Annotated in this window: 21 protein-coding genes and 1 tRNA gene; 16 read left to right on the top strand and 6 right to left on the bottom strand. The window is 36.0% G+C overall.

The genetic code is table 11. The features are described 5' to 3' along the window. Positions 1–450: 450 nt before the first annotated feature. Positions 451–1,497, bottom strand: coding sequence for a low specificity L-threonine aldolase (locus MP478_RS09070; protein WP_257200262.1), 1,047 nt, complete (start codon positions 1,495–1,497; stop codon positions 451–453). A 514-nt stretch (positions 1,498–2,011) separates the two neighbouring features. Between MP478_RS09070 and MP478_RS09065 the strand changes: the two genes are divergently transcribed. The 11 genes from MP478_RS09065 to chrA all read left to right on the top strand — a co-directional run bounded on the left by MP478_RS09065 (position 2,012) and on the right by chrA (position 14,553). Beyond that, the gene (locus MP478_RS09065; protein WP_257200261.1) at positions 2,012–3,706 is read left to right on the top strand and encodes a hypothetical protein; all 1,695 of its coding nucleotides are present in this window, start codon (positions 2,012–2,014) and stop codon (positions 3,704–3,706) included. Positions 3,707–4,469: 763 nt separating this feature from the next. Further along, entirely contained in the window at positions 4,470–4,763 is a 294-nt protein-coding gene (locus MP478_RS09060) for a hypothetical protein (RefSeq protein WP_257200260.1), read from the top strand. A 53-nt stretch (positions 4,764–4,816) separates the two neighbouring features. Then, entirely contained in the window at positions 4,817–5,683 is an 867-nt protein-coding gene (locus MP478_RS09055; protein ID WP_257200259.1) for a hypothetical protein, read from the top strand. 27 nt (positions 5,684–5,710) lie between these two features. Then, positions 5,711–6,532: a hypothetical protein gene (locus tag MP478_RS09050; protein WP_257200258.1), complete on the top strand. Its 822-nt coding sequence runs from the start codon at positions 5,711–5,713 to the stop codon at positions 6,530–6,532. Positions 6,533–6,702: 170 nt separating this feature from the next. After that, entirely contained in the window at positions 6,703–7,125 is a 423-nt protein-coding gene (locus tag MP478_RS09045; protein WP_257191941.1) for a helix-turn-helix domain-containing protein, read from the top strand. Positions 7,126–7,155: 30 nt separating this feature from the next. After that, a complete protein-coding gene (locus tag MP478_RS09040) occupies positions 7,156–7,464 on the top strand; it encodes a helix-turn-helix domain-containing protein (RefSeq protein WP_257191880.1) in 309 nt (102 codons plus the stop codon). Positions 7,465–8,057: 593 nt separating this feature from the next. Continuing rightward, positions 8,058–9,887, top strand: a complete 1,830-nt coding sequence (locus MP478_RS09035; protein ID WP_257200257.1) for a zinc-dependent metalloprotease — start codon at positions 8,058–8,060, stop codon at positions 9,885–9,887. Positions 9,888–10,037: 150 nt separating this feature from the next. Continuing rightward, a complete protein-coding gene (locus MP478_RS09030; RefSeq protein WP_257200256.1) occupies positions 10,038–10,295 on the top strand; it encodes a hypothetical protein in 258 nt (85 codons plus the stop codon). A gap of 647 nt (positions 10,296–10,942) precedes the next feature. Beyond that, complete coding sequence (locus MP478_RS09025; protein WP_257200255.1) at positions 10,943–11,734, top strand: LuxR C-terminal-related transcriptional regulator; 792 nt, start codon at positions 10,943–10,945, stop codon at positions 11,732–11,734. A 304-nt stretch (positions 11,735–12,038) separates the two neighbouring features. Beyond that, on the top strand, positions 12,039–12,812 hold the full coding sequence (locus MP478_RS09020) for a LuxR C-terminal-related transcriptional regulator (protein WP_257200254.1): 774 nt from the start codon (positions 12,039–12,041) through the stop codon (positions 12,810–12,812). Positions 12,813–13,212: 400 nt separating this feature from the next. After that, on the top strand, positions 13,213–14,553 hold the full coding sequence (gene chrA / locus MP478_RS09015; RefSeq protein ID WP_257200253.1) for a chromate efflux transporter: 1,341 nt from the start codon (positions 13,213–13,215) through the stop codon (positions 14,551–14,553). 173 nt (positions 14,554–14,726) lie between these two features. Here the strand turns inward: chrA and MP478_RS09010 are convergent, their stop codons facing one another. Further along, positions 14,727–15,335, bottom strand: coding sequence for a DUF4142 domain-containing protein (locus tag MP478_RS09010; RefSeq protein WP_257191874.1), 609 nt, complete (start codon positions 15,333–15,335; stop codon positions 14,727–14,729). Positions 15,336–15,697: 362 nt separating this feature from the next. On the opposite strand from MP478_RS09010, the gene MP478_RS09005 reads away from it, so the two are divergent. The 5 genes from MP478_RS09005 (at position 15,698) to MP478_RS08985 (ending at position 22,303) form a co-directional block, all read left to right on the top strand. Further along, positions 15,698–15,771: transfer RNA gene (locus MP478_RS09005), tRNA-Ala, on the top strand. A 432-nt stretch (positions 15,772–16,203) separates the two neighbouring features. Continuing rightward, a complete protein-coding gene (locus MP478_RS09000; RefSeq protein WP_257200252.1) occupies positions 16,204–19,215 on the top strand; it encodes an ATP-binding protein in 3,012 nt (1,003 codons plus the stop codon). Then, positions 19,208–19,822, top strand: coding sequence for a response regulator transcription factor (locus MP478_RS08995; RefSeq protein ID WP_257200251.1), 615 nt, complete (start codon positions 19,208–19,210; stop codon positions 19,820–19,822). Before MP478_RS09000 ends, MP478_RS08995 begins: the two co-directional genes overlap by 8 nt. Positions 19,823–20,072: 250 nt before the next feature. Continuing rightward, the gene (locus MP478_RS08990) at positions 20,073–21,197 is read left to right on the top strand and encodes a hypothetical protein (RefSeq protein ID WP_257200250.1); all 1,125 of its coding nucleotides are present in this window, start codon (positions 20,073–20,075) and stop codon (positions 21,195–21,197) included. A gap of 176 nt (positions 21,198–21,373) precedes the next feature. Continuing rightward, entirely contained in the window at positions 21,374–22,303 is a 930-nt protein-coding gene (locus tag MP478_RS08985; RefSeq protein WP_257200249.1) for a hypothetical protein, read from the top strand. Positions 22,304–22,745: 442 nt separating this feature from the next. Here MP478_RS08985 and MP478_RS08980 read toward each other — a convergent pair whose 3' ends face one another. From MP478_RS08980 to MP478_RS08965, 4 genes are all read right to left on the bottom strand, one after another. Continuing rightward, positions 22,746–23,696: a heavy metal-binding domain-containing protein gene (locus tag MP478_RS08980; protein WP_257200248.1), complete on the bottom strand. Its 951-nt coding sequence runs from the start codon at positions 23,694–23,696 to the stop codon at positions 22,746–22,748. Between the two features lie 5 nt (positions 23,697–23,701). Beyond that, positions 23,702–23,920: a heavy-metal-associated domain-containing protein gene (locus tag MP478_RS08975; protein WP_230036613.1), complete on the bottom strand. Its 219-nt coding sequence runs from the start codon at positions 23,918–23,920 to the stop codon at positions 23,702–23,704. A 140-nt stretch (positions 23,921–24,060) separates the two neighbouring features. Next, positions 24,061–24,627, bottom strand: coding sequence for a DUF2652 domain-containing protein (locus MP478_RS08970; protein ID WP_257200247.1), 567 nt, complete (start codon positions 24,625–24,627; stop codon positions 24,061–24,063). Positions 24,628–24,651: 24 nt separating this feature from the next. After that, positions 24,652–26,079 carry an MFS transporter gene (locus MP478_RS08965; RefSeq protein ID WP_257200246.1) on the bottom strand — a complete coding sequence of 476 codons (1,428 nt, stop codon included), beginning with the start codon at positions 26,077–26,079 and terminating at the stop codon, positions 24,652–24,654. Positions 26,080–26,090 lie beyond the last annotated feature (11 nt).

Raw genomic sequence — 26,090 nt, 5'->3', positions numbered from 1 at the left:
TCAAGAAACTTTGTGGCTTTTGACTATGTCAAATCTTCGGTTTGTGGTTAAAATAAAAAGTCTAAACAAGTTCTTTATAAACCCGCTATTTCTATAGATCCGAAATCCATATATGTCCCGAAACAGCCGCGGGTGTAGCTTTCGATCAACAAGAAACAATAATGCTATCTTTATTGTGTACACTTTAATGTTATCCTGATGCTGTGGTAATACATCAATTAGAAAACATATCAGGTGTCTCCTAAAAGTCGTTATATCAAGTGTCGGAAGAGCCAATTTTAGAAGATATTTCTGTTTTTATTCTATATTAAATTCAAAAGAATAATCTTAGAAATACGGTAAGTGGCTTGGCCGCAGAAGACAGAAAGGATGCCTATCTGTCATCCAAAAGTCCGTTTAAAATATCAGATGAAATAGAAAATAAAGCAGTTCATTATTAATAGTATTATTTTAGCTGGTCCTACCGGTATTGTACAATCTTAATCTGCTTTCCAATATATCTAAATGAGAATCTGTAAAATCAAGATGGGTAACAAATCGTACCAGGTTTTTCCCAAAAGGAGAACATAATATATTCTTTTCCTTCATTCCGGCTACAAAACTTACTGCCTCTCTATCTTCGGGGAGCTCTCCTATTACAATATTCGTTTCAACGGGATATAAGCGTATAATCTCTGTATAGGCAAGTAATAAGTTGCCTACTTTTTTTGCTCTTAAATGGTCATTTTTAAGCAGGGAAACATGATGGTCAAGAGCGTAAATACCTGCTGCTGCCAATCCTCCAGCCTGTCTCCATCCTCCTCCCATTGCTTTTCTGGCTCTTCTTGCCTGTTTAATGAATTCTAAAGAACCAATAAGTACAGATCCTACAGGGCATCCCAGTCCTTTTGACAGGCAAATGGATATGCTGTCAAACACCTCACCGTACTCCTTAGGAGTCTCTGAAGTTTCAGTTAAAGCATTAAATAATCTGGCTCCGTCTAAATGTAAAATAAGTCCATGGTCAGTACATATTTTTTTTATTTTTTTTATCTCATCAAAATTATAAATACTTCCGCCTCCTTTGTTTGTAGTGTTTTCTAATACCACAAGCTTTGTTACAGGCTGATGAATATCATTAGGATTATTGATAGCATCTTTAACCAGAGCTGCACTTAATTTTCCATAATCTCCAGCCAGTGGACGCACAGAGGAAAAAGCATTCATGGCAATTCCTCCTCCTTCATAAAGATAAACATGGGAAAGCTGGTCACAGATCACTTCATCCCCGGGTTTTGTGTGAACTTTAATTGCCAGTTGATTGGTCATAGTTCCGGTAGGACAAAAAAGAGCTGCTTCCATACCGAACATTGCTGCCACTTTTTCTTCAAGTTTATTCACCGTAGGATCTTCGTTGTACACATCATCGCCTAATACGGCATCATTCATCACACTTCTCATTTCCGGTGTTGGTAAGGTTAAGGTGTCGCTTCTTAAGTCTATTACTTCATTTTCCATATTGTAAAAAAAAATTAAATAGTTGGATTGATTATTTTCATTGGAATGGACTAATCTTCAGCAGTAATCCGTTTTTTATGAACACTAAGCATAATTGTATAATGAACACTGTCAGAGTTTTTATGGGTTAGTTATATAAAATTTCAGATACTCAATCATCACCTTACCATCATTAGGTTTTTCAAAGGAGATAATCTTATTACTTATTATAGATCCGAAGAATTGTTATTTCAGCTTTTTGCAACAGAACTATTTCGGATTACTCGATTTGTATTTTTCCAAGGCAATAATACAAACAAAATTATTCTGTACGATCATAATAGCAAGCAGATAGGGCTAAAATGATAGATATCTACTATATGTTTTCATTTCCTGGCCTACTAACTTTGCCCATCAATAATACCGATATCAATTGGTAAAAAAACACAAATAACCTATGAATATAAACAAGCGGAGGCTTGTTTAAGATTTGTAAAATAATACAGTTAAAAAAAAATTTAAATACAACAAGAAAATGACAGGAAAAAAATTATTATTTCTAATATGTATCTTTTTATTATCAAACTTATACAGCCAGGGAGGAAAAGTTGGGATAGACACATCATCACCCCATCAAAAAACTGTTTTAGATATTGTTTCTAAGACAAACAATACAGGGGTGTTATTTCCCAGACTTACAACAGCTAATATCACCTCTATTCAACCAACAGCCGGAGACTCTGTTGTTGACGGGTTATGGGTTTATAATACCGACACAAAGTGTTATAATTACTGGGCTGCCGCACCTCAGAATCAATGGCTGGAAATTTGTGGCAGGCCTATTAATACTGTCACAGGCTCTGCTACCCTGAACTGCACAGGGGCAAGCTCCACAGGTACCTTAGTAAGCGGACAGCCGGCAAATGGTGTGTCTGTTACAGTACCCTATACTGCCGGCAACGGGGGAGCATACCCCGCACAAAATATCAATTCTACAGGAGTTACAGGATTGTCGGCCAGTATATCTACAGGAAACTTTAACAACGGATCCGGAAATCTGGTGTTCAGTATATCCGGAACTCCTACAAATAATGGTATAGCCAGTTTTGCCATTAGCATGGGCGGTTCTTCCTGTTCTGTAAATGTCAATGTGAATATGAATGGTGGACAAGCCACATTAAACTGCGGCGGATCAACTAATTCCGGAACATTGGTTGTCAATTCTCCTGCAAATGGGGCATCATTTACAATACCATATTCTGCAGGTAACGGTGGTCCGTTTACAGCACAAAGCATTACATCAACAGGAGTCAGTGGATTGACCGCCACAATTGCTGCCGGAAACTTTAACAATGGAACGGGAAGTCTTACCTATACCGTAAACGGAACACCTTCCACCGCTGGAGCAGCAAGTTTTATGGTCAATATAGGTGGATCTACCTGTACTGTAAACATGACCGTCTTGGCTGGATTTGATTTATCAAAGATGAAAATATTGGCCTTAGGCCAAAGTCCATATTCAGTAGATACAGGAACTAACGGAGGATTAGGTATTGCAATGTACAGCCCTAATAATTTTGGACCTTCCGGAATAGTTAAAACAGTAAATACATGGGACGTTACAAGGCGTACTGTAACCAGTGGCGGATTAACGGACTTAAGAACAGCGGGATACAAAATGCTAATTGTAGGGTATGCTTATAATATAGCTAACCAAACTGATCTCAACAGCATTTTAATTTTCATTGAAAATGGCGGGACCGTTCTCTGGTTCTCTGAAACAAGCGGACCATTTACGTCGACTTTGGTCAATACCATGTCAGGAGGTGGAAGTACTCTTGGAACTTGGTCAACTTGTACTGCTGTCAACTCAAGCACAAGTGACCTATTGGTTGGAGATTTTGGAGATGCGAGAGGAAAAATATTTGGTAACGACGCGTGTACTGCGAGAAATCTAAGTCTCAGCAATCCTGGCTCAATTGATATTTTGTCCAGTTCAGGTAGCAATGTTGTGGCGTTCAAATATAAACCAAAAGAGTTCTATTGGTTCGGAGACGGTGGAATGTCAGTGTATGTTGGCAGTGCAGCTCCTGTAAGCGGTAACAGCTATCCATGGTTATTAGATAGCAGCAGGAGACCCGTTATAAGCCAATGGGGAGGTCGGGCTAATGTATCTAACTCTGTTATGTTGATGAATATTATTGCCAAAGCTTTGAAAAATGCTCAATAACTAGCTTAAAAAGACTTTATTATATGTTTAATGTAGAGGCTGTCTCAAGGGTGAGACAGTCTCTTTTATCTTCAGCCGATAAAATATTTTTGAATAACTGTATCACCTATTACCATTAAGAATCAATAAAAAGCCACGACACTGCTATCTTCTTGTATCATTTTAATATAAAAGATAAAACCAAATGTATATTGTATGGTCGTTATTAAGGCTTTTATTTAATTCAATAGTGGAATTATCAACAAAATTAATTTCTTGGTGTCCCATACAATTATAATGATTTTAATCTTCTATATTAAATTGGATTTTTACTATCCAAATGGGTAACAAAGCTATGGGCTTTTTACAAGTATGATCGTCAAAAGCATACATACCGTCCTGTTATATTCACCTTGGTTGCTCTTCTAGTATACTCAAAAGAGCCGACAGTAAATCTAGTCCTTGCGATGGGCAAATCTCAACTATACCACCTTATTAGATAAGATTCTGTTAATAACAACATTCCACTATATATCGAAGCCATATCCCCGTCCTGTCCTGCTTTTTTAATTAATTTTTATGACAAAATACAGTTTTTGTTATCATAATAATAAATTAAAAAAGCAAAAATGATAGATATCTACTATATGTTTTAATTTTTGGATCTACTAACTTTGCCCTCACGATAATACCGGTATCATTCGGTAAAAAAAAACACCAATAACCTATGAACCTAAACAAGCCCTGAGGCTCGTTTAGGATTTGTAATGATACAATTGAAAAAATGAAAAAAATATTAATTCTTACAGGTGTAATCTTATGCACCTCATATGCATTCGGACAGGTCGGTATCAATTCCGCAACTCCGCATCCATCAAGCAACCTTACTGTAGCTCCAACAAATTTAGAAGGTCAGTATAAAGGCGCTCTTTTAAGCCCCATGACCACAAGCCACATCAATAGCATCCCCAAGCCTGCCAATGGTTTACTAGCTTATGATACTGAAAAAAGATGTTTAAAAGTGAATAAGGGTAATTCCACTCAGTCCCAATGGGTATGTATCAATACAAAACAATAAAAAGGTTTTTCTCTTTTTAAACATCAGCATAAATAACAATTAAATAATACAAAATGAAAAATAATAAATTACTTATTGTAACATTTACTTTAGTAAGCTCTATGATCTTCGGACAGGTAGGTATCAATACATCGACACCTCAGGCAACCCTTGATGTTGTTGCAAAAGTTCCAACAGGATCCGCTGCTAATGTAGATGGGATTTTAGTCCCTCGAATTGACCGGCAGAGAGCACAGAGTATGTCTTCGGTTCCTGTATCTACGTTGGTATATGTGAATAATATAGGAACGGGAACAGCTACAGGAACAACTGTTAATATTGACAAAGTAGGGTTTTATTATTTTGAAAACGGGATTTGGCAAAAAATGCAACCAATAAACGGTCCCAGTGATCTTACTTCAGCCGGCACAGTCATTTATACGAACGGAAGAACAATTGTAGCTCAGGAGATAACGGCTCTCATGTCTGATGATTTTAGTATAACTGCAACTAGTGCTCCAACGGTTGGATCATATATCGGAAATTTAAATGTTGAAATTATAGACAATGAAAACTCTTACACTTCTACTGCTACTTGGAATAATTTTCGAGTTAAGGAGAATGGGGTTTATTCTATAATTATGAATTTACAGTTAACAGATACCAAAGCTTCCGTAGGTAGTTTAGGACCTGTAATTGGACTTTGGGATGATGTCTCTAATCAATGGGTTGCCAGGGTTAATGATGGTTATCCAACAGCAGGCAGATTACAAACTTATACCTTAATTACTTCCATTAACTTAAGAAATGACAGAACGTATTCTTTTAGAGCTTCACCCCATTTTAACAATGGTACTGAAACACTTACTATAAAAGCAATCAACACGGGTTCAACAGGTTCTGGCCCCATATCACAGGTAAGTGTTAGAAGGTTAAAATAAAATACAAATCTATATACTGAATTACAAATGATTATAAAAACTTATCAATTCAATGCTACAGTAATGCTTATAGCAAGCGTAATTATGGCAAAAGGACAAGTTGGAATAGGTACATCAAGCCCGGATCCCTCTGCCAATCTACATGTAGCTCCCAGAAACAGTTCGAACCAGAACAAAGGAACATTACTGGGAACCATGACTACCCAAAATAGAAATTCTATTGCTCAGCCGGCAACAGGTCTGATGATATATAATACCACTGACAATTGTCTTCAGGTTAATAATGGTACACCAGCTACTCCTAAGTGGGAATGTCTAGGTGAGCAGCCTGATCTTCCTTTCGAAAAAATGACTTTCGGACGGTATAAACCTATTTATCCAGGCATTACCAGTAGTACAATTTCTTCATCTCCACCTCTATATAGTCCTACAGAAACCCGACTTTATGGGAGTTATACTGCAAATGGCAATTTTGCTTCAAATGATATATTTAGAATTGATATAGGAAGGATGACCGGAGATACTTATTCAGCTGTTATATATAATGTTTCAGGAGAGAGAATTACTTTTAGCTATAATAGCAATGCGTATCACAATCCAGTAATGGCTAATAATGTTGGTTTAAATAATGCCCAGGGAAGAATGATAGACGGTGATAATATAACGTATTATCGTGAAGCTCAAAATTGTTATGTAACAATTACTTCTCCGGCTAAATGGGCAGGAAGAAAGTTTTTAATTGGAGTGAATCTCTTTAAAGAAGATCTTTCAAGTGTTATTGCTATGGGAGGAAATGGATCCGGAAAGCTAAACCAATCTATGCTCAGTTATATTTTTGAATTTAAGTAACGATCATTTGAGTTTTCTATCATATTAAAAACACAACTTTATATATTTATCTGGTTACAGGTCTTTAGAGGCTTGTAATCTGATAAAGATGACAGAAACTGCATGGAAGATGCCTGCTCATTGGCATACAGCTTATCCTGATTGGTATTCAATAACTTAAATCAAGATTCATGGATTTTAAAAATATACATATAGGTCAGATTATTAAAAAAAGAGTATTGGAATCTGAAATTGATATTGTTCGTATCTGTAATTTTCTTAAATGTTCAGATGAAGAAATCGATACCATGTATACATTAAAAAGTCTTGATTCTGAACTCCTGTTAAGATGGAGTAAACTTTTGGAATATGATTTTTTCAGGATTTACAATCAGCATTTGATTTTATACGCTCCGCAAATATCAAGAAATCAATCTCAGGTAAAAAAAGAATCTGAATTGCCGAAATTCAGAAAAAATATTTATACCAAAGAAATTATTGATTTCATTGTGAACCTTATAGAAAGCGGAGAAAAAACCAGAGCGCAGGTTATTGAAGAATATAGAATTCCGAAAACCACATTATACAAGTGGCTTGAAAAATACAAATCATAAGAATATATCATCATACAATACAAAAAAATCATGGAAAGTATAGGACCCGATTATGTGAAGATTTTTTCAGATATCATTTCGAAAAAATTTCCGGAAAAAATTTCTGATTGCAGGCATTATCTGAGAAAGGAAAAACTATCTTCATTAGAAGTTATCACCCTTAACCGTATTATATTTCATGATGGCAATATACATAATGAATACAAATCCTATGATTATGAAAGCATTGCCAAAATATTGGAATATCAAAGAAAAAATAAGATGACTAACATAGCCACTGCATCAGCATTTAAACTCAGTCGGAATACTTTGGCGGCCTGGAAAAAGATGCATCAATAAAAGCAGTAAAGGAATTTACAAATAGCAGATTATTCATCAGTATGAAATATAACCTTACTGAAAATAAGATACATGGCTATGCTATTCAAACTTAATCTACAATTAAAATTATAAAACACCGCATCGGTATATTTTTTATTCATTCTATCATAGTGTTGTGACCTAATTTCTTTATATCATATTGTTTGGGATACCGATGCTTTGTTTTATTTAAGGCAATACTATAAGACGAAAGGTGTACATATAATAGAAAACCATAAAAAAAACACTTACAAAAAAGCAGCAATGAACTAACATGAAAAATAAATTATTATCAGGATTCATCATTGGTTTGATACTTACTGTAGTTTTATTCCTTATTGCATTTATCTCTAAACTGTAACAGGGATAATCCCATATGATGAATAACTTTTTCAGGAAAAGACCTCTTATCCTGTGGCTACTGGATTTTCATTGAATAGAATCATTCCCAAATTGAGATTTCAAAATTTCTAAAAATTAAAGACAGCAGTCTTTTTTATTACTTGGTATCAGGCCTTCACGCAAAAAAGGTTTCGGACATATCTATTTTCTTATTATTTAAAAAAATCACAATGAAAAAAATTTTAACTATTATTTTATCATTAGGCACGATAATGATATTTGGGCAGGAATCTTGCGCCTTTGACCGGGTTCAGCAGGAACTGGAAAGGAAAGATCCGGAAGTCCGGAAATCAAGAGAAGAGGCAGAAGCCCGTCTCTTGAAGATGAATGCAAAGGAATATCTTAATAAAATTGGGGCCACCTCTAAAAACGGGCTGTATACCGGACAGGTCTATGAAATTCCTGTTGTGATACATGTTATAGAGTCCTCTGATCCATCCAACGCTTCTCTCGTACGGACTGATGCACAGATTCAGGAATGGATAGACAACTGCAACAAGATATTTGCAACAACCTATGCTAATGGCTATTATCCGGAAGGCCAGGGAAATGATGGCGGAAATGTCATCCCTTTTAAACTGGTGCTCGCCAAAAGAACCCCACAATGTAGCACCACTAACGGAATCATAAGGTATAACGGAAGTAGCCTACCCGGATATGATGCCTCTGGTATGAGAGAATCAGGGGCCAACGGGCCTAATCAAAATGAAGTAAAAAGTATAGCCCCACACTGGCCTGAAAACTCTTATTTTAATATGTATCTGGTTATTGGCTTTGATGGAAACAAATGGTCTGACGGGGTTATGGGGTGGGCTGGCGCTCCTTCAAATCCCAATAGTGCCTATAATACTTTTATGAAAGTAAGTGCTATTACCATTAGCAATCAATCTGTTTTAGCACACGAAGTCGGGCATGCACTTGGCTTGGATCATGTTTTTTCCGGAACTTCTACCATTTCGTCTTCCCCACAGGCTTCAGATTGTCCTGATAATTCAAACTGTACGACCAGCAATGACAAAATATGTGATACGGAGCCTACTGCTAATCTTTTATACGTTTCGCCATTTCCTTCCAACACAAACATTAATCCATGTACAGGATCACCTTATCAGGGGATCCAGTATAATGTCATGAATTATACGGCCAGGCCAAGGAAATTTACTGCGGGGCAGAGAGAACGTGGTGTTGCTATGTTCATGCAGCGCCGGTCAAACTTAACCAGATCTTTAGGAGCAACTGCTCTCGATCCTGCTTCTCCTACACCCATATTAATTGCTACTGCCTGTAAACCTACTGGTATAACTAATCCAGCAAATCAATCAATGGGCCCAACCCGGGTTCAGCTCGGCACCATAGATAATGTATCTGATGCATTTTGGACGTATTCCAATGGACATTATTATGCGGATTACAGCCTGCAAAACTGCTTTACAAAAGATGTTTTTACAGATATCAGCGTTAATTTCAATGAGCTAAAGGTGAGTTTTGGCGGCTCTCCACAATATATAAAGGCCTGGATTGATTATAATAATAACGGCATTTTTGAAGATTCAGAATTGATTGGTGCTTCACCTAACAGGATCAATCCCAGCCAGTCACCTTATGTGATTAATTTTACACCTCCTGCTTCAGCAGTAAAAGACACGTATCTGAGGATGAGAGTGATCGCGGACAGGAATCAGAAAACTCCCTGCGAAAACTTAACGAATGGTCAAACGGAAGATTATTCAGTACGAATTTCAGGGGCTACCTTAAATACTATTGAAATTAATAGACTTCCCAAAGCAGTTCATTATTCGCAAGAGACTAATTCGTTGATTCTTGTCAACAGTGGTTCTAAAAAATTTGGCAGCTACGAAATTTATGATATCAGTGGAAAAATGATTCAACAAGGAAAGTCTGAAACCAGCGAAATTACATTGAACTTCTATCATAAAGGAACTTATGTTTTAACATTTATAGAAAACGGTCAGAAAGTTTCTAAAAAATTCATCCAATAAATCGGGCCGGCAAACAGAACCGAAAAGAAAGGCCCATTCCTGCTCAATTAAAAAAAAAACACATTATTATATATTTTATCAGATAACAGGACTTCGGCAAGTTCTGTAATCTGCATAATAAAAAGACTTTGCAAATAATAAAATCTAAGTATGAAAAATAAAAAATTTTATTTCAATAAAAAATATCATTTCTATGATAAGGATCAGAATATTCTGCTGCGGGAAGACCAGTTGATTGGAAAAAAAATGAATGACCTGGATTTCTTTTTCACCGATTATCAAGTACAAAGAATACATACCCGAGAGTGTGTTTTTGTTTTGAAAAAATCATTTTTCGGACTATTTAAACTGAGACTGCATTTATATCTTGATGAAGATACAGTGCATGATTATGATATTAAACCATAATATGACATCGGTATCATATTTCTTGAACTTGTCTACACTTTTTATTATAATTACAAATCGAAGATTTGACATTATCAAAAAGTCACAAAGGTTCTTGAACACTTAAGATTAATGAGACTGTGAAAATAAGCTCACGTAAGTTTTTAAAAATCAAAGATTTTTTGCTTACGTGTACTTTTTATTTTCAATCAGTTTAAACTTAAATAAACTAAAGTGCTTATAGATTTTCACTCAGCTTTTTTGACTCAATTTTTAATTAGTTTAAGCAGACTTATTATAGTACTTATGTTTAAATTCATTTATCATTTTAATTAAATATGCCGGCACTTTCCAACTCAATTTACAATTAAGAGTTGTCAGAATTTGAATTAGTGACCACTAAATACTTACATCTGCCTATAGAATTCTTTTTTTTCGATACTGAATAAAACTTTTGAGGGCCCACTCTGCTTTGGAAGAGTCTCAAAAAATAATAAGTTTTAGCAATGCTTCAGTCCGGCTAAAAAAATCAATTACAGAAATCTTTTATTATTCACAAAAATACACATCAAAAAATTATATACAGCAAAAATAATTAACTGAATTAAGTGATTGTTGGTATAATTTTCGTAATAAAAAGTAGACCTATATTAATTAGCAGAAATATTATGAAAAAAAAGATCAATCCGATAGATGAACAGCAATTTTACGATTTCTTTGCGAAGAACAGTGATCTTCCTGAAAATTATTATGACTTTTTTAAGGATTCAATTAATAATGCAAAAAGCTTCTCTATAGGTCCCTATTTCTGGTTCATTACCAACAATACAAAAATGAGAACAGAAAGAACTAGTGAAAACATTGGGCAATTTACCCCTTACAGCAAGGAAGAATGGATCAATTCAGATACTGATTTTTTCATAAATCTTTTTCATCCAAATGACAGACATCATATCATGGCCGCATTTGTATTCTCTGCAACTTTACGTTTACAGCTTCTAAGAGAGGGAAAAACCAAAATAAGATTCAATTATTATGGCAGAATGATAGACCGGAATGGAGGGTATCGCTGGATATTATTGCAATCACCTCTTCAAATTATTCATAACTTCGAAATAAAAGCTTCTTTGGTAGTCGTTTATGATCTTTCTCATTTCATCATTCAAAACCATCCCTTACTTTCGATAATAGATTTTACTGACAATGAAGTTCAGTATTTCAAACATATTGATCAGGGTCTGCACAAAATAGACACAAAAAAGCCGAATATAACCAATCGTGAGAAAGACATCTTAAGGCTTATGGCACAGGGCTTCAACAGCCCGGAAATTGCAGAAAAGCTTTTTATTTCTTACAATACGGTGGAAAACCATAAAAGCAACCTTAGAAAAAAAACAAATACTAAAACTTCGGCAGAACTGATTGCCTATACTATGAATCACAGCTTGCTCGTCCTTTAAATAAATCGAGCATAATACATGGGCCCTATCAAAAATCATTTCTCTTATAATATGATAACAGAATTTGATGGTTTGCAGCACCTCTCAAGGGTTTCTTATAGGACAATAGTCTTTTATAAACTGCTCACCCAAGTTAAAAAACTTCAGTACAAAGCTTGTTTTATTATTAATAAAAAAAGTATCAGGAAACTGTATGCCAGGAAAAACTATGGATCTGGTTCTTTGGATACTGGTATAATTTTCGCAATAAAAAAGTAGACTTATATTAATTAGTGGAAATATTATGGGAAAAAATATTAATCCAATGGATGAAAAGCAGTATAATGACTACTTCAATAAAAAAGATGGCACACTGCCTGCGAACTATTTTGATTTTTTTGAAGATTCAATTGAAAACGCTAAAAAGTTTTCTCTAGGCCCCTTCTTTTGGTTTATTGTCAATTCAACAAATATGGAAATAGAAAGAACCAGTGAAAATATTGAACAATTTACTCCTTTTAGCAAGGAAGACTGGATGGGCTCAAGCAATGAATTTTTTATTAATCTATTTCATCCACAAGATAGAGAATACGTCATGGCAGCATTTGTATTTTCTGCCAATGTCCGTTTGCAGTTTCTTAGAGAGGGCAAAACAGATGTCGGGTTCAATCATTACGGCAGAATGATTACCCGGGATGGGGGTTATCGTTGGATATTACTGCAGTCACCCATTCAAATTATTCATAACTACGAAACAAAAGCATCTATAGTCGTTATTTATGATCTTTCCCATTTCATCATTCAAAACCTGCCCCTGCTTTCCATAATAGATTTTAGTGATAATGAAGTTCAGTATTTTAAGCATGTTGATCAGCAATTACATCAGATAGACACAGAAAAGCCAAATATAACAAATCGTGAGAAAGACATCTTAAAGCTTATGGCCCAAGGCCTCAACAGCCCGGAAATTGCAGAAAAACTTTTTATCTCTTATAATACGGTGGAGAATCATAAAAGTAACCTTAGAAAAAAAACAAATACTAAAACTTCGGCAGAACTTATTGCCTATACTATGAATCACAGCTTACTTATCCTTTAAATAAAGAGAATATCGATAGAGGACAGCTTAAAAAAATCATGATATGTAATGAAAGATCAGCTTCCTGTGAATTGAAAGATTTGCATTTTAAAATAAATATCATGATGCCTTTTTCTGACATTCTCAACAAAGGCTTCTGAAATTATAACTCTGTACAATGTTACTTATGAAATTGGTTTTTCAAGGCTTTATTTATGTCAAATTGTATGTCACTACATTCAGTACAATATGATTAAATCAGGACCTTAAAAACCATGCTCAAAACCTTCCGTAATTCCCCTAAAATGCTTATATTTGAGTTTATCTTTCCTGATAATTCCAAATCAGGATTTGCCTTATACATTATGTAAGGGATCATCGATTTTCGAATCATTCAGTATGTTCCCCAAATATAAAATAAATGCAACAAATTATAAACGAAAAAAAAGTCTCAAAACCACCTTTTTCAGAAGCTGTACAGTTTTGGTTCATCCTGGGGTGGATCAGTTTTGGAGGAACCACCGGTCATATTACGATTATGCATTCCTTTTTAGTTGATAAGAAAAAATGGATCAGTACCAGCAAATTCTATCATGCCCTCAATGCCTGTATGGTCTTACCCGGCCCGGAAGCTCATCAGCTGGCTATCTATATTGGCTGGAAGCTCCATGGTATAAAAGGAGGCATAATAGCTGGTTTATTCTTTATCTTACCCTCAATATGTATTTTACTGGGACTGAGTTTAATATATGCACTCTACGGAAATACACCGCTGTTAACATCTGTATTTAATGGATTAAAACCCGCCGTTCTGGCTATAATTTTATTTGCAACATGGAAAGTAAGTCAAAAATCCCTCCTTACTCCCCTGCATTTTTTCGCCGCATCGATGGCTTTTTTATTGTCGTATTTTATTCATATTTCAATGCCCTATATCTTATTTGGCATTATCATCTTAGGAATTACTGTCAACCTGATTTTTCCCAAACTTTTAATTCCTAAAGCAAGAAATAAAGAAAACAAGAATCTTATTCATGAAGATGTATACTTTGTGAATTCCAATCAAAGCAGTTCTGAAACATCGGTAAAAAAAATCGTGTTACAACTGCTGGTATTTGTAACCTTGTGGTTAGCTCCGTTTTTATATGTATCTAATTTCTTAATTGATCCGGTATTTTGGCAGAGCTCATCCCTATTATTTACCAAAGCTGCTTTCTTAACAATTGGCGGTTCCTACACCGTTATCCCCTATGCTGCCAACCTGGTAACCAATAAATTGATGTGGCTGAGTAAGGCACAGATGATAGATGGTTTTGCTCTCGCGGAAACTACACCAGGTCCCTTGGTTATTGTACTGTCCTATATTGGTTTCATGGCCGGATACAACCATTTTGAGGGTTCTTTGGTAATGGGCTCTATCGGATTGCTTATCGCTTCTTATTTTACCTTTTTACCCAACTTTATCCTGATTTTTATGGGAGCTCCTTTGATCGAAAAAACGCAGAAAAACAAAATGATACAGAGCGTGTTATCATTAATAACGGCAGCAGTGGTGGGTGTTATTGTCAACCTGGCATTTTATCTGGGTGAGGAAATTTTATTCAACGGTCAGGTAATTTCTGTAGCAGCTATAAACTGGTTTTCACTGCTCTGGGTAATTATTTCAATTGTCCTGCTTTACCGGTATAAACTTCATATGATCTATCTTATTCTGATCAGTTTATTGTTTGGTGTATTGAAATACCTTTTGCATTTCGCATAAATATAATAACCATATTAATTACGAAATTATGGTCAGGTAAGACCAATTACTAAAGAAACCATAGGCTTTATTGTACCAGTGACCGCTCACAAAAGATAGTAGGCCTACTCCAGACTCTGTTACCGTAATAAAAGATTTACCTTATCACCCAGAATTCAACATAGGCCTACATATTATTTAACAGTACTTTTCGCCTTTTCAGACTCCGTTAAATGGTGTTCTAACGTTGGAAGGGTTTTGGTAGCAAAAGATTTTAATGATGTTTCCTTACCCTCGGCGCCTTCTTTTTTAAATTCTTCAATATCTTTTTTGTGATCGGTAACCATCAGATCAGTATACATACGGTCAAAGTCCACCCCTTTTTTTGCTTTCAGGTCGTCATATTTTTTTTGCTTTTCAGCATCCAAACCCGTTGGCAGTGTATAACCTGCTGTTGAGGCCCATTTTTTGAGCTCATCATTGGCCTTAGTATGATCCTTGACCATCATCTCACCCAGAGTTTTTACCGCAGCACCGGAAGCATTGGTTGCTGCCAGTTGTCCCATCATCACTTCCATCAGCCCTCCTTTTGCAGCAGCATCAGCAAATTTTTTATCCTGATCACTCAGAGAATCCGCAGACGGGGAATTAGTGGTTTTTGCAGAGTCGTTAACGGCCATTGGAGAATCGGAAGGAGCAGATACTGACATGCTGTCTGCAGGCTGACTTACCGTTGTTGTTTCATTTTTTTTGCAGGCTATAAAAGCAAAGACTGCAAAAATTGTTAAAGCAGAATTTTTCATATTAATAAATTTTAAATGGTGATCACTCAATCAATTAACAGATTATATCTAAAATACTTATGATTTAATTACATCCTAAAAATCCCTTATTCCAATTTCATTAATGACTACAATTAAGACTGTCTAATACTTAAGTAATTCAGGTTGTATCTGCTAAATAAGAGTTACAAAAATAATTTTTAACCCATTAATAAATTATGATCTCAATCATATATGCCTGATGGTTATAGGCTGCGTTATTTCGTGACAGTTTATATTTAATCCCAAATGCATAATTTGTATAAAAGAAAAGTTTGTAAAAATATTATTGAAAATATTTGCAGATATCATTTAAATACTTACTTTTGTACCGCTTCAAAAAAGGGGGATTGGCGCAGTTGGCTAGCGCGTTTGACTGGCAGTCAAAAGGTCACGGGTTCGAATCCCGTATTCTCCACTAAGCAGAAGTTAAAATGCTTGAAAAGTCTGTAATCATTGAATTACAGACTTTTTTTATTTTTATGTGGCAATTTCCATTTTTTTTAGCCACCTTTCTTTGCTTTCTTATAATAGAACATTCGAATTATTATTCTTTGCGTAAATAAAAGGATATTTCCATCCTATTTTCAAGTCAAAATATAAAAATCACATGTTTTATTCAAGGCAGTATAGATTTCTTAATACCATTCAAACAAAAGTTTATAACCTGGTCCTTAATCACCTATAAAGTACCGGGAACAAAAACCCTGCATCATCTACTTCATCAGGCTTAAAATAATAGAACAGCTGTTATTTTTCGTTCATTTTTATCAAGGATGAAGAAAAAACCTTTTATTTTTGTTTATTACATATTTGGTAATAAATTTGTGAAAAAATTAAACAAAATTTTGTGAAAAAATATACTTCTGCTGTTCTTCTCTTTATTTTTTCTATTATTTACACCCAGCACTATACTATTCAGTTATATAATACAGACAACGGTCTTCCACAAAACAGCGTAAAAGATATTATAAAAGACAAATACGGCTTTATATGGCTGACCACTGAAAACGGAATTGTAAGGTATGATGGAATGAAATTTTTGGTTTATAAAAATCTTCCATTGAACAGCCAGCGGTTTATGTACTTCTATGGCCATCCCGAAAAAGACAGCATTTATACTACAGCAGATTATGGAAGAACCGTTCTTATACACCAAAAGTCTCCTGTAGTAACAAACTTATTAAAAAAAAAATCAAATTTTATATTTAAGGACCATATCAATTACTTTTTGTACGGGTCCAATTACAGCTATACTACATCACCAGGCATGAGCCTTTATTTTCAGCTTAAAGAAGGTACTTATTTTATAAAAGAAAGCTCCCTGAAATATGTGGATGCCGTTTCCCAAAAAGAAGAGCATCTAAACATCAAAACATTCTACAAGAACACCGCCCAAATCTTTTTACTCAACACATCAGTATTCTTTATTGATCACCGTTCAAAAAATATTCAGAAAATTGAAAAGGGAAAAGTTGTCGATTATTATAATGAACCTTTACTGACAGATAGTAATACTAAAATTTACTGGAGTCGGATTAATAACCAGGTTTTTATAGTCAATAAGAACAGCATATACAGGTGTCTTTATGAACAAAATAAATTCAATATATCAAAAATTGCACAGCTAGACCATATTGCGGAGAATATAATTAGCATATATTATGACAAATCTTACCAAAAACTTTATCTTGGAAGCAGCACCAATGGACTGCAGGTCATCAGTTTTTCAGATTTCAGTACCCTTCAGAGGCATTCATCAAAGCCGGAATCTGTTTTTTACGCCACTCTCCCCTACACTGAGTCTTCAGTAATCACAACCTTCGGGGAGAGCTATAACCATAACGGACTGGTAGAGGATAAAAGTTTTAAAAACATCACATCTTTCTTTATGGCTTATGATGAGAAGGAAAATCTTATTGCACGTAGGGCAAATGACCTGGTGATATACCCGAAGAAAACATCTTACACAGAAACTATTACAAAGAAAAATTTCTGCGTTATAGACTTTTTTTTTGACGCCAACAGATATTACGCACTGGAGATACAGCAGAAAAAAGATGGAACTACCGAATACAGCGGAAACCTTATGATTTATAAAGACCTGTCTTTCAAATCGGTAGAAAAAAAGTTTTTTTTTAATAATCAGCCTTCCAAATTCCTGAAGTTTGATGAGGATCACCTGTTGGTAGGAACGATAAAAGGTTTATACAAAGTATCATTGAAGACCAATAGAATACTCAATTTAAATCCTGGTAATGAATTATCCATCCGCAGTATTATCAAATCAAAAGATGGTAATTTCTGGATAACCACTTTAGGTAAAGGCCTCTATCTGCTGAAAAACAATCGCCTGATCAAAATGCCTTATGATGGCAACAACAATATTTCTTCTTCCCATACTATTTTGGAAGATTCGTACGGCTTTTTCTGGATTCCTACCAATAACGGGCTTTACAGGGTTCGGGAAAGCCAGCTGCTTCAGTATGTTCAGAACAGGCAGTTCAGGGTTAACTATTACCGGTTTTCAAAAGATTCAGGTTTCAAAACCAATGAATTCAATGGCGGCAGTAATATCTGTGGCAGCAGGCTAAAAAATGGAGAATTTGTACTTCCGTCCTTAGATGGCCTGGTTTTTTTTGATCCGGCGAAAGTAAGAAGTTATTATCCTGAGAATATTTACATAGAAAGAGCTATTATTGATAATAAAGAAAAATATTTCGACAAAGTGCTGCGTCTAAAACCGGAATCTAACCGTATTGATATTTTCATTGATATACCCTATTATTCAAACCCCGACAACCTGGTTATAGAAGCTAAGCTAAGCGGCATGTCTAATGACAGCTGGGAACCTATAGGAAAGGACGGAAAATTTTCATTCTCAAATCTTACCTACGGAAACCATACTTTTGTAGTGAGAATACTGGTTTCTGATGATGGAAAATACATTTATAAAAAAATAAAAATCATCATTCCACCTTATTTTTACCAGACGGTGTGGTTTAAACTATTTATTTTCTCCATCATACTGTTCTTATTATACATGGTGGTAAGATGGAGATTACGTTTTCTGAAAAAGAAAAACCATGAACTGGAAGAAATTGTCAATTCCCGCACAAAGAGCCTTTCTGATACTGTTGAAAAGCTTAAGATTACAAAAATAAAGCTTCATAAAGAAATTGAACAGCAAAAAAAGCTGATCGGAACTATTACCCACGATATTACAACACCGGTAAAATTTATTGCGCTCACAGCAAAAGAGGCCCTGAATCAAAATGAATTTAACGGGCAGCAAAGTGAAAAAATTCTGAATTCTATTTACAAGTCCTCGGATCAATTATATAATTTTACCATTACCTTAAAAGAATATGCGGATATTTATACCCATCACCGATCCAACAAAACAAAACTCTATTCCCTGTATAAGCTGATAGATGAAAAAAAGGTACTTTTCAATGCTATAGCAGAAAACAATAATACCGTAATTATAAATAATGTAGATAAGGCACTGTCTGTATGGATCAGCAAAAACATATTATCTGCAATTTTTCACAATCTTCTGGACAATTCTGTAAAATTCACAAAAAATGGCTCCATCACAATAGACAGCAGTGTGGAAGGCGATACGGTGATTCTATTGATAACAGATACCGGTATTGGAATGGATGAAAAGAAAATAGAATATTATACAAAACTTCAGGATAATATTGAAAATGAAAAATTACTGCTTCAAAAGTACGGAATGGGACTTCACCTTGTCCTGCAGCTGCTTCAAATGATCGAAGGAAAAATTGCCTTCAAAAAAAATAAATTAAAAGGAACTTCATTTAAACTGATTTTAACAAATAAAAAAGATGACTAAGAATATTCTTATTGCTGATGATCACGACATTGTTTTGGTAGGAACAAGCCTGATTTTAGAGTCAAGAATCCAGGGTGTTGTGATAGACCAGGCTGAAGATTATCCGGAAGCCCTGGAAAAAATTTCCGGGAAGAAATATGATCTTGTTATTTTGGATATCAATATGCCGGAAAGCAAAAACAAAAAAATGATCTCCGAAATTAAAACACTGGATCCCACCATAAAAATCCTGATATTCTCTGCCTATGAAGAAGAGGTAGCCGTACAGTATATAAAAGCGGGCGCCAACGGATACATCAGTAAATTAAGCAAATCTGAGGAAATCTCAGATGCCGTAAATAAAATATTTTCTGAGGGATTTTATTATCCCCCATCTATTGTACAGCAATTGCTTCAGCAGTCTCCACTGGATTCTATAAAAAAATTATCTGTAAGAGAATACGAAATCTTTATTTTAATGGTGCAGGGTAACGGCAATTTAGAGATCTCAAATAAGATGAGCATCCAGATGCCTACTATCAGTACTTATAAAAAAAGAATTCATAACAAACTTAAAACGAAAAATTTAGCGGACCTCATTAGATTATATCAAACCTATATAACCTGATTTCCCATAATCCTATACGTAGAAAATTTTCTACAATACTCTTTATTTTATTCTACGAAACACATTGTTTTTTGTAGAAGCATTTCTATACTTTTGCGTTATGAATGCATTTTATTTAAAAATAACATAATAAAATTTACAATATAACAACAAATACTTAACCTGAAATTAATAAATCAGGGGCGATATTATTCATATATTATGCTATACATAGCTTGTATTCAGGGAATTAAAATTTAAAACTAAAAAAATGATCAAGAAAATTACAAAATTAGGACAAATATTAGGAGTACTAGCCTCCTCCTTTGTCTTTTCGCAGGCAGGCAATATAGGGATAAATACTCCCAATCCTGGATCCACAATAGATATTAATGGATCCATAGCGGCGAATTACACTGCAATAAATACAGCATCATACAATTTGAATTCAGCTGATTTTCATGTCTCTTACAATGGCACTGCTAACGCTGTATTCAACCTTCCGGCAGCCATCAATGGCGTTGGAAATTTTAAGGGGCGAATGTATACTATTAAGAATAATACAAACTTTACCGTTACACTCAATTCCGCAGCACCGGAAACAATTAATGGAAATACCAGCATTGTAGTCCCTGCCAACCAAAGCATCCAGCTGATCAATACAGGACTTACCGGGACCAATTCTACCTGGGAAATTGTATCAGCGAGTTCTTCGGCAGGTAATTATACCGCCAGTAACGGTCTATCCATATCGGGCACTGATGTTAAATTAGGAGGCACCCTATCTCAGCCAACAAATATTGCTACTGCAGGAAACAACCTGAGTATCAACGGAACCGGAAAGATTTTGGTAGGAACCAATACAGTTCCTGCAGGATCCGCCAATTCTAAAATCGTCATAGACAACGGTACTAATAACGGTGCATTACAGATTAAAGACGGCACCCAGCAGCTAGGCTATGTACTGACCAGTGACGCCAATGGTTTAGCCACCTGGTCATCAACGGTCACCACAGCATTTGCCAACAACTGGACATCTTATTCGGGAACACTGGTTAATCCTTTTACCGGATCTACGGGAGGTGGAAATCTGGCAACAGGAATTTCGGTGGTTATTCCAGCGAGAGGATGGTACTTTTTCCGTAGCGGTATTGCCATAAATTCTGACTGTAATGATTATACATTCTATATTAACGGAATCGGAGATGTCTGGAAAAGTTACTGTACCTCCAATACGCCCATTTTTATGGCTCCAAGAGATCAAAACCGGGTATTATATTTTTCCACTCCAGGAACCTATACTGTTCTAGCTGTTAAGACCAACGGTGTAATTCCAGGTGGTTTTAATGTAGGTAATCCTGTTTTCTACCTTGATTTTGTGAAATTCCAAAATTAAGAAAAAACATACAAGATGATTCTAAACACATAAATCTGAAAAACCGAACTGCTTCAAGTCCCTCATCCCTGTGGCAGTTCATTAAACATGCTTTCTCTGTAGCGGATACAGATGCCGGCTATTAACAACAAGTGAAATTTCTTTACCCGCTAATTTATCCATTAATCTTATCAAATATGAGAAAAAAAATGTTTTTACTGCCGTTACTGGCAGTTCTAAGCTATACTGTGATGTATTCTCAAACCGGTAATATAGGTATTAATACCAGCGATCCGGGCAGTAAACTAACCGTCAATGGCTCATTTGCTGCCACCTACAAAACCACAACAACAAGTGGTCCTGTTGATGCCAATGATTACTACATAGCCTACAGCGGGAACAGTAATGGCACCTTAACTCTGCCTGCTGCTGTAACCGGATCCGGCAACTTTATCGGAAGAACCTACCATTTCAAAAATACAGGAACAGCAACATTATCTATTGCCGCCAGCGGAACAGAGCTGATTGACAATCAAAGCGGTGCAGGAGTAGCTTCTATAAGTGTTCCTCCGGGTTACTATGCCTTTTTCATAAGCAAGGGAACGGTTACCAATACGACATGGGAACTTATTTTACTATCAAGCTCCAATAGTCTGCCCGCAGCAGCATCCACTTATGCTTTTTCCACTATAAGCACTACAACCAGACAGTCTCTTCCTGCTACAGTAAGCGGACCTTATATCAACGCCGAAATTAACTATCCTGAAGGAACAGTCATCAATACAGGAAATGTAATGAATACGGCCAATGGAAGGTTTACTGCCGCTACCAGTGGATATTATATGTTTTACGGCTCTACCCAGTTTGATAATGGTGCGATTGTCGGTGCTCCCAATTTTGCATGGGCTATATTATATCTTGTAAAAAACTTCAGCACCACTCCCAATAATGTATTGGTTCAGTCCTATCAATCGAGTCCGGGTATATTGGCAGGGACCAATGTTTCGTGCATTACCTATCTGAATGCCGGAGAAACCGTAAGCATGGCTTCAGCAGCAGCCGTAACCAGCGGAACTACTTATCAGGTGGTCGTAAGCTCGTTCTATGGCTATAAAATTGCCAATTAACTGCGAACTATTTAAAAATTAGTTAATCCTCCTGCCCTATCATTTATAATATATCACTGATGATGAGAGAGAAAAATTGTTCCCAAACAAAACAGGAGGATTGACGCAGTTGGCTACTTCTTCAAATATCAAAAAAGCTGATTAATCCCGCAAAATTCATGTTTTGTGGGATTTTTTTGATGACATTACTTACTTCGCCAGAAGCCTGGTGGCCAACTTGCCGCGGAATCACATGATCAGTTTATCCGAAATCTACACAATGGCTGCATTACGTCAAAAGAAGGATTTTTTTCATCAAAAACCAGCCTTAAAAAAACAAAAAGCACCGGTATTTCTATCGGTGCCTGACTTTATTTGTAAATGTACTTTTGATAGGAAATTCTTCAGTAAGAAGAAAAAATCATGTTATGATCACCAATTTCTCTACTGATTTTAAAACAATCTAATGTTGATGTACGTGCGTCTGTTCTCCATTTTCGTCTTTCTTTCCTTTGGTTACATCAACGGTAAAATCTGCGGTATGCACTTTCCCATCTATTTTAAACTGTACCCACATTCTGTAAACTCCCGCATTTTCGATATGTGTTTGTGCAAAAATTGGAAAACGGCTGTCTGTTACAGGATGAATATGCAGAAATCCTTTATCTGCCTTGCCTATCATTACTATATGGGCAGATGCTCCTAAATATTGCTGCAAATCCTTTTCGATTAATTTCTTTCCATCTTTTTCTATGGAGATTTCCAGGTGTTGTGTTTTATTGGTTTTAAAATCACTTCCATTGATAAGGGTAACGGTATATCCATCAACTTTTGAGATATACTTGGTTGAAATATCATTATTAACCGGACTGCTTTTTCCCTGTACTTCAATTTCCTGTTTGTTCAAGGTCTGTTCGCCACCACTCGGTTTAAAATCAGAAAACAGAAGATACTTTCCACCATTCGGGAATGTTTCGGTAATCGCATACGCACCGTCAGTCTGCTCTTCCGGATGGATGTGGCGGAACCAGCTTAAATCTTCACTAACTACCATTAAATGCAGTTTCATCTCGTGTGAAATATCCAAGGCTACATTTTTTTCATTTTGCTTTACAGCAAGTGTCAATTGAGTTGGTTTTCCTGCTTCCACATTTTGTGGCGAAGTAGTTAATTGCACCTCATACGCAACTGCATTTTCAGTATTAACTGCTTTCAAATCCATTCCACATTTAGGGCATTTATCCCCGTGTTTTCCGGTTACTTCCGGGTGCATAGGGCAAGCGTAAACGCTTTCTTTGTCTGTATGCTCGTGAGTTGCCATATCTTTATTTTTTTTATTTTCTACATTGTTACAGGCCGATAAAGTGACTAAGCAAACCGTTACGCCCAACAATGTATTGATGACCTTTTTCATCTTAATTATTTTATAGTTTCAATTTTGAAACCTGCCTTTTGAACTGCTTCTATCACTTTTTGCTCAGTAATTCCTTCAGATTTCAAAGTTAGGATCTTCTCTCTATTGGCAGTGTCCACTTCCCATTGCCCGATCCCTTCGGCATCATTTAGAAAAGGGGTTACTTTTGCTACGCAGCTGCTGCAATTGATGTTTGTTTTGAACTGAAAATTCGTATTTTCCATTTTTATTTATTTTAAATTATTTATTGATACAAAGTTGAGCCAAATAACACGATTTCTATTGCGGTTTTTGGGTTTTGATTTGTAAGATTTACTGATTGCAGATTTTGTACTGCTAACGATACTGAAGGCCTGGTTTCAGATTACAGGTAATGGATGTATCCAATTTTAGCCAGGTAAATACAGTTGTCGCAGTTATCATATTCAATAATAGACTGAGCAGGCTGTTCGAAATTAGCTTTTAAAAAGGCTTCGGAGAACAAAGCATACGGTGGAAACTTTGCCATGTGGTTTTTGAGCATTTGATGAGCTTCTACAACGGTAGCTCCGTAAAGTTTTTTAAACCTGCCAATTGTATATTGGGTAAAAGAGCCATAGTGCACAATAATTTTCAATGATAAAGAAATTTCCATAGTAAGCTCCAATGATAACCTGCCTAGCTCTTTTTTGAAATTCTTGTACATTACCACAATCTGAGCTAGCGTATCGTCAAACGAGGGTATTTTGCGGTATTTATAAAACAATACCGCATCTCCCTCGATCTCAGAAACTTTAAATGAAAGATTATTGCTGTCAATGATTGATTTCAGAAGATTTTCAGTTATATATTTTCCTATAAATATATTGGTATTGATAACAAAATCTGTAAAACCGGATATATCCGGGATCATTATTATTCCTGTTTCATTTTGGGAAATAAGTTCTTCCATATCTAAACCGCTCCATGCAGCTGGTTAGTTTTTAAGTGTTTTTACAGAAAAGAAAGCAATAATTGCAGCAATTACACATATAACAGCAGCCGAGAAAAATGCTGTTTGAAAACCTGCATTCAGCGCTGCCATATCTGGAGCTCCCGCTGTTTTAACAGCATTGGTTTTTGCAGCAGAAATAGCAACAATAATCGCCAGACCCAAAGCCGAACCTACTTGATAACTCGTATTGACCAATCCTGAAGCAAGCCCTGTTTCTTCAGGTTTTGCACCAGACATAGAAGCAATAGTACCCGGAATATAAGCTAACGACATACCTAATGCTCCCAACAAAGATGCAGGTAATACATTAACCAGGAACGTTCCATCAGCAGGAATGGTGCTAAACAGGAGAAGTGATGCGGCAAGTACAACAAGCCCAGCTATAAGATTTGTTTTGAAACCCAATTTAGCTACCAATTTGCCCGTAACACCTACCATCAAAAACATGATAGCAATCGTCATAGGCAGTAATGCCAACCCACTGTTGAAGGCAGAATAATTTAACATCTGCTGTAGGTACAGATTGAGGAAAAACCATAAAGGTATCCACGCTGCAGCCAACAAAGCCATGACCAGATTACCAGATGAAAGATTGGGCACTTTGAAAATGGTTAGCGGAACCAGGGGTTCCTTTTTCTGTTTTTGGATGACAAAGAATATAACAAATAATAGTAAAGATAAAGCCAACAGCCCAATGGTTTGAAGCGATTTCCATCCTGCACCTTCAGCCGACACAATACCATATACTGCGAATACCAGTGCAGCAGTTGCCAAAATGGCCCCTGTAACATCCACTTTCCCTTTTTGGGTACTGCCTTTAAACAACAGGCTTCGGCTATACAACAGCACAGCAAGTCCTATAGGAATATTGATCAGAAATACCCAGTGCCAGGAAAGCCATTCGGTAATAGCTCCACCAAGGAAAACACCTGCAGAGCCACCTGCTGCTGCAGAAGCACCCCAAAAACCTAATGCTTTATTGAGTTCTTTCGGGTCGGTAAATTTGGACAGCACTAAAGTAAGCGCTGCCGGGGCAATCAATGCAGAACCCAGGCCCTGCAAAGCCCTTCCGGTATTAAGTGCTGCTTCTGACCAAGCTACACCTGCCAACAGTGATGCGGCAGAAAGGATGGCAAAACCCCACATAAAAACCTTGCGGGCGCCAAACAAATCTGACAAACGGCCACCAAGTAGTAAAAAGCCGCCAAACGCAATAACATAAGCATTAAAAATCCATTGCAAGCCACTTTGCGAATACCCCAGGTCTGCCTTTATTGCCGGCAAAGCCACCCCAATAATAGAGGTATCCATAATTACTATAAATTGTGCAGTACAAAGTAAGAAAAGTGCCGACCAGCGTTTGCTGTATGCTGCAGGTTTATTTATTGATTGTTCCATGTTTTTTTTCATTTTTTAAAATA

Origin of the sequence: Chryseobacterium sp. WG14, assembly GCF_024586945.1 — a bacterium.
Taxonomy (GTDB): domain Bacteria; phylum Bacteroidota; class Bacteroidia; order Flavobacteriales; family Weeksellaceae; genus Chryseobacterium.
The sequence above is the reverse complement of the archived record's forward strand: the minus strand, read 5'-3'. Positions and strand labels throughout refer to the sequence as shown.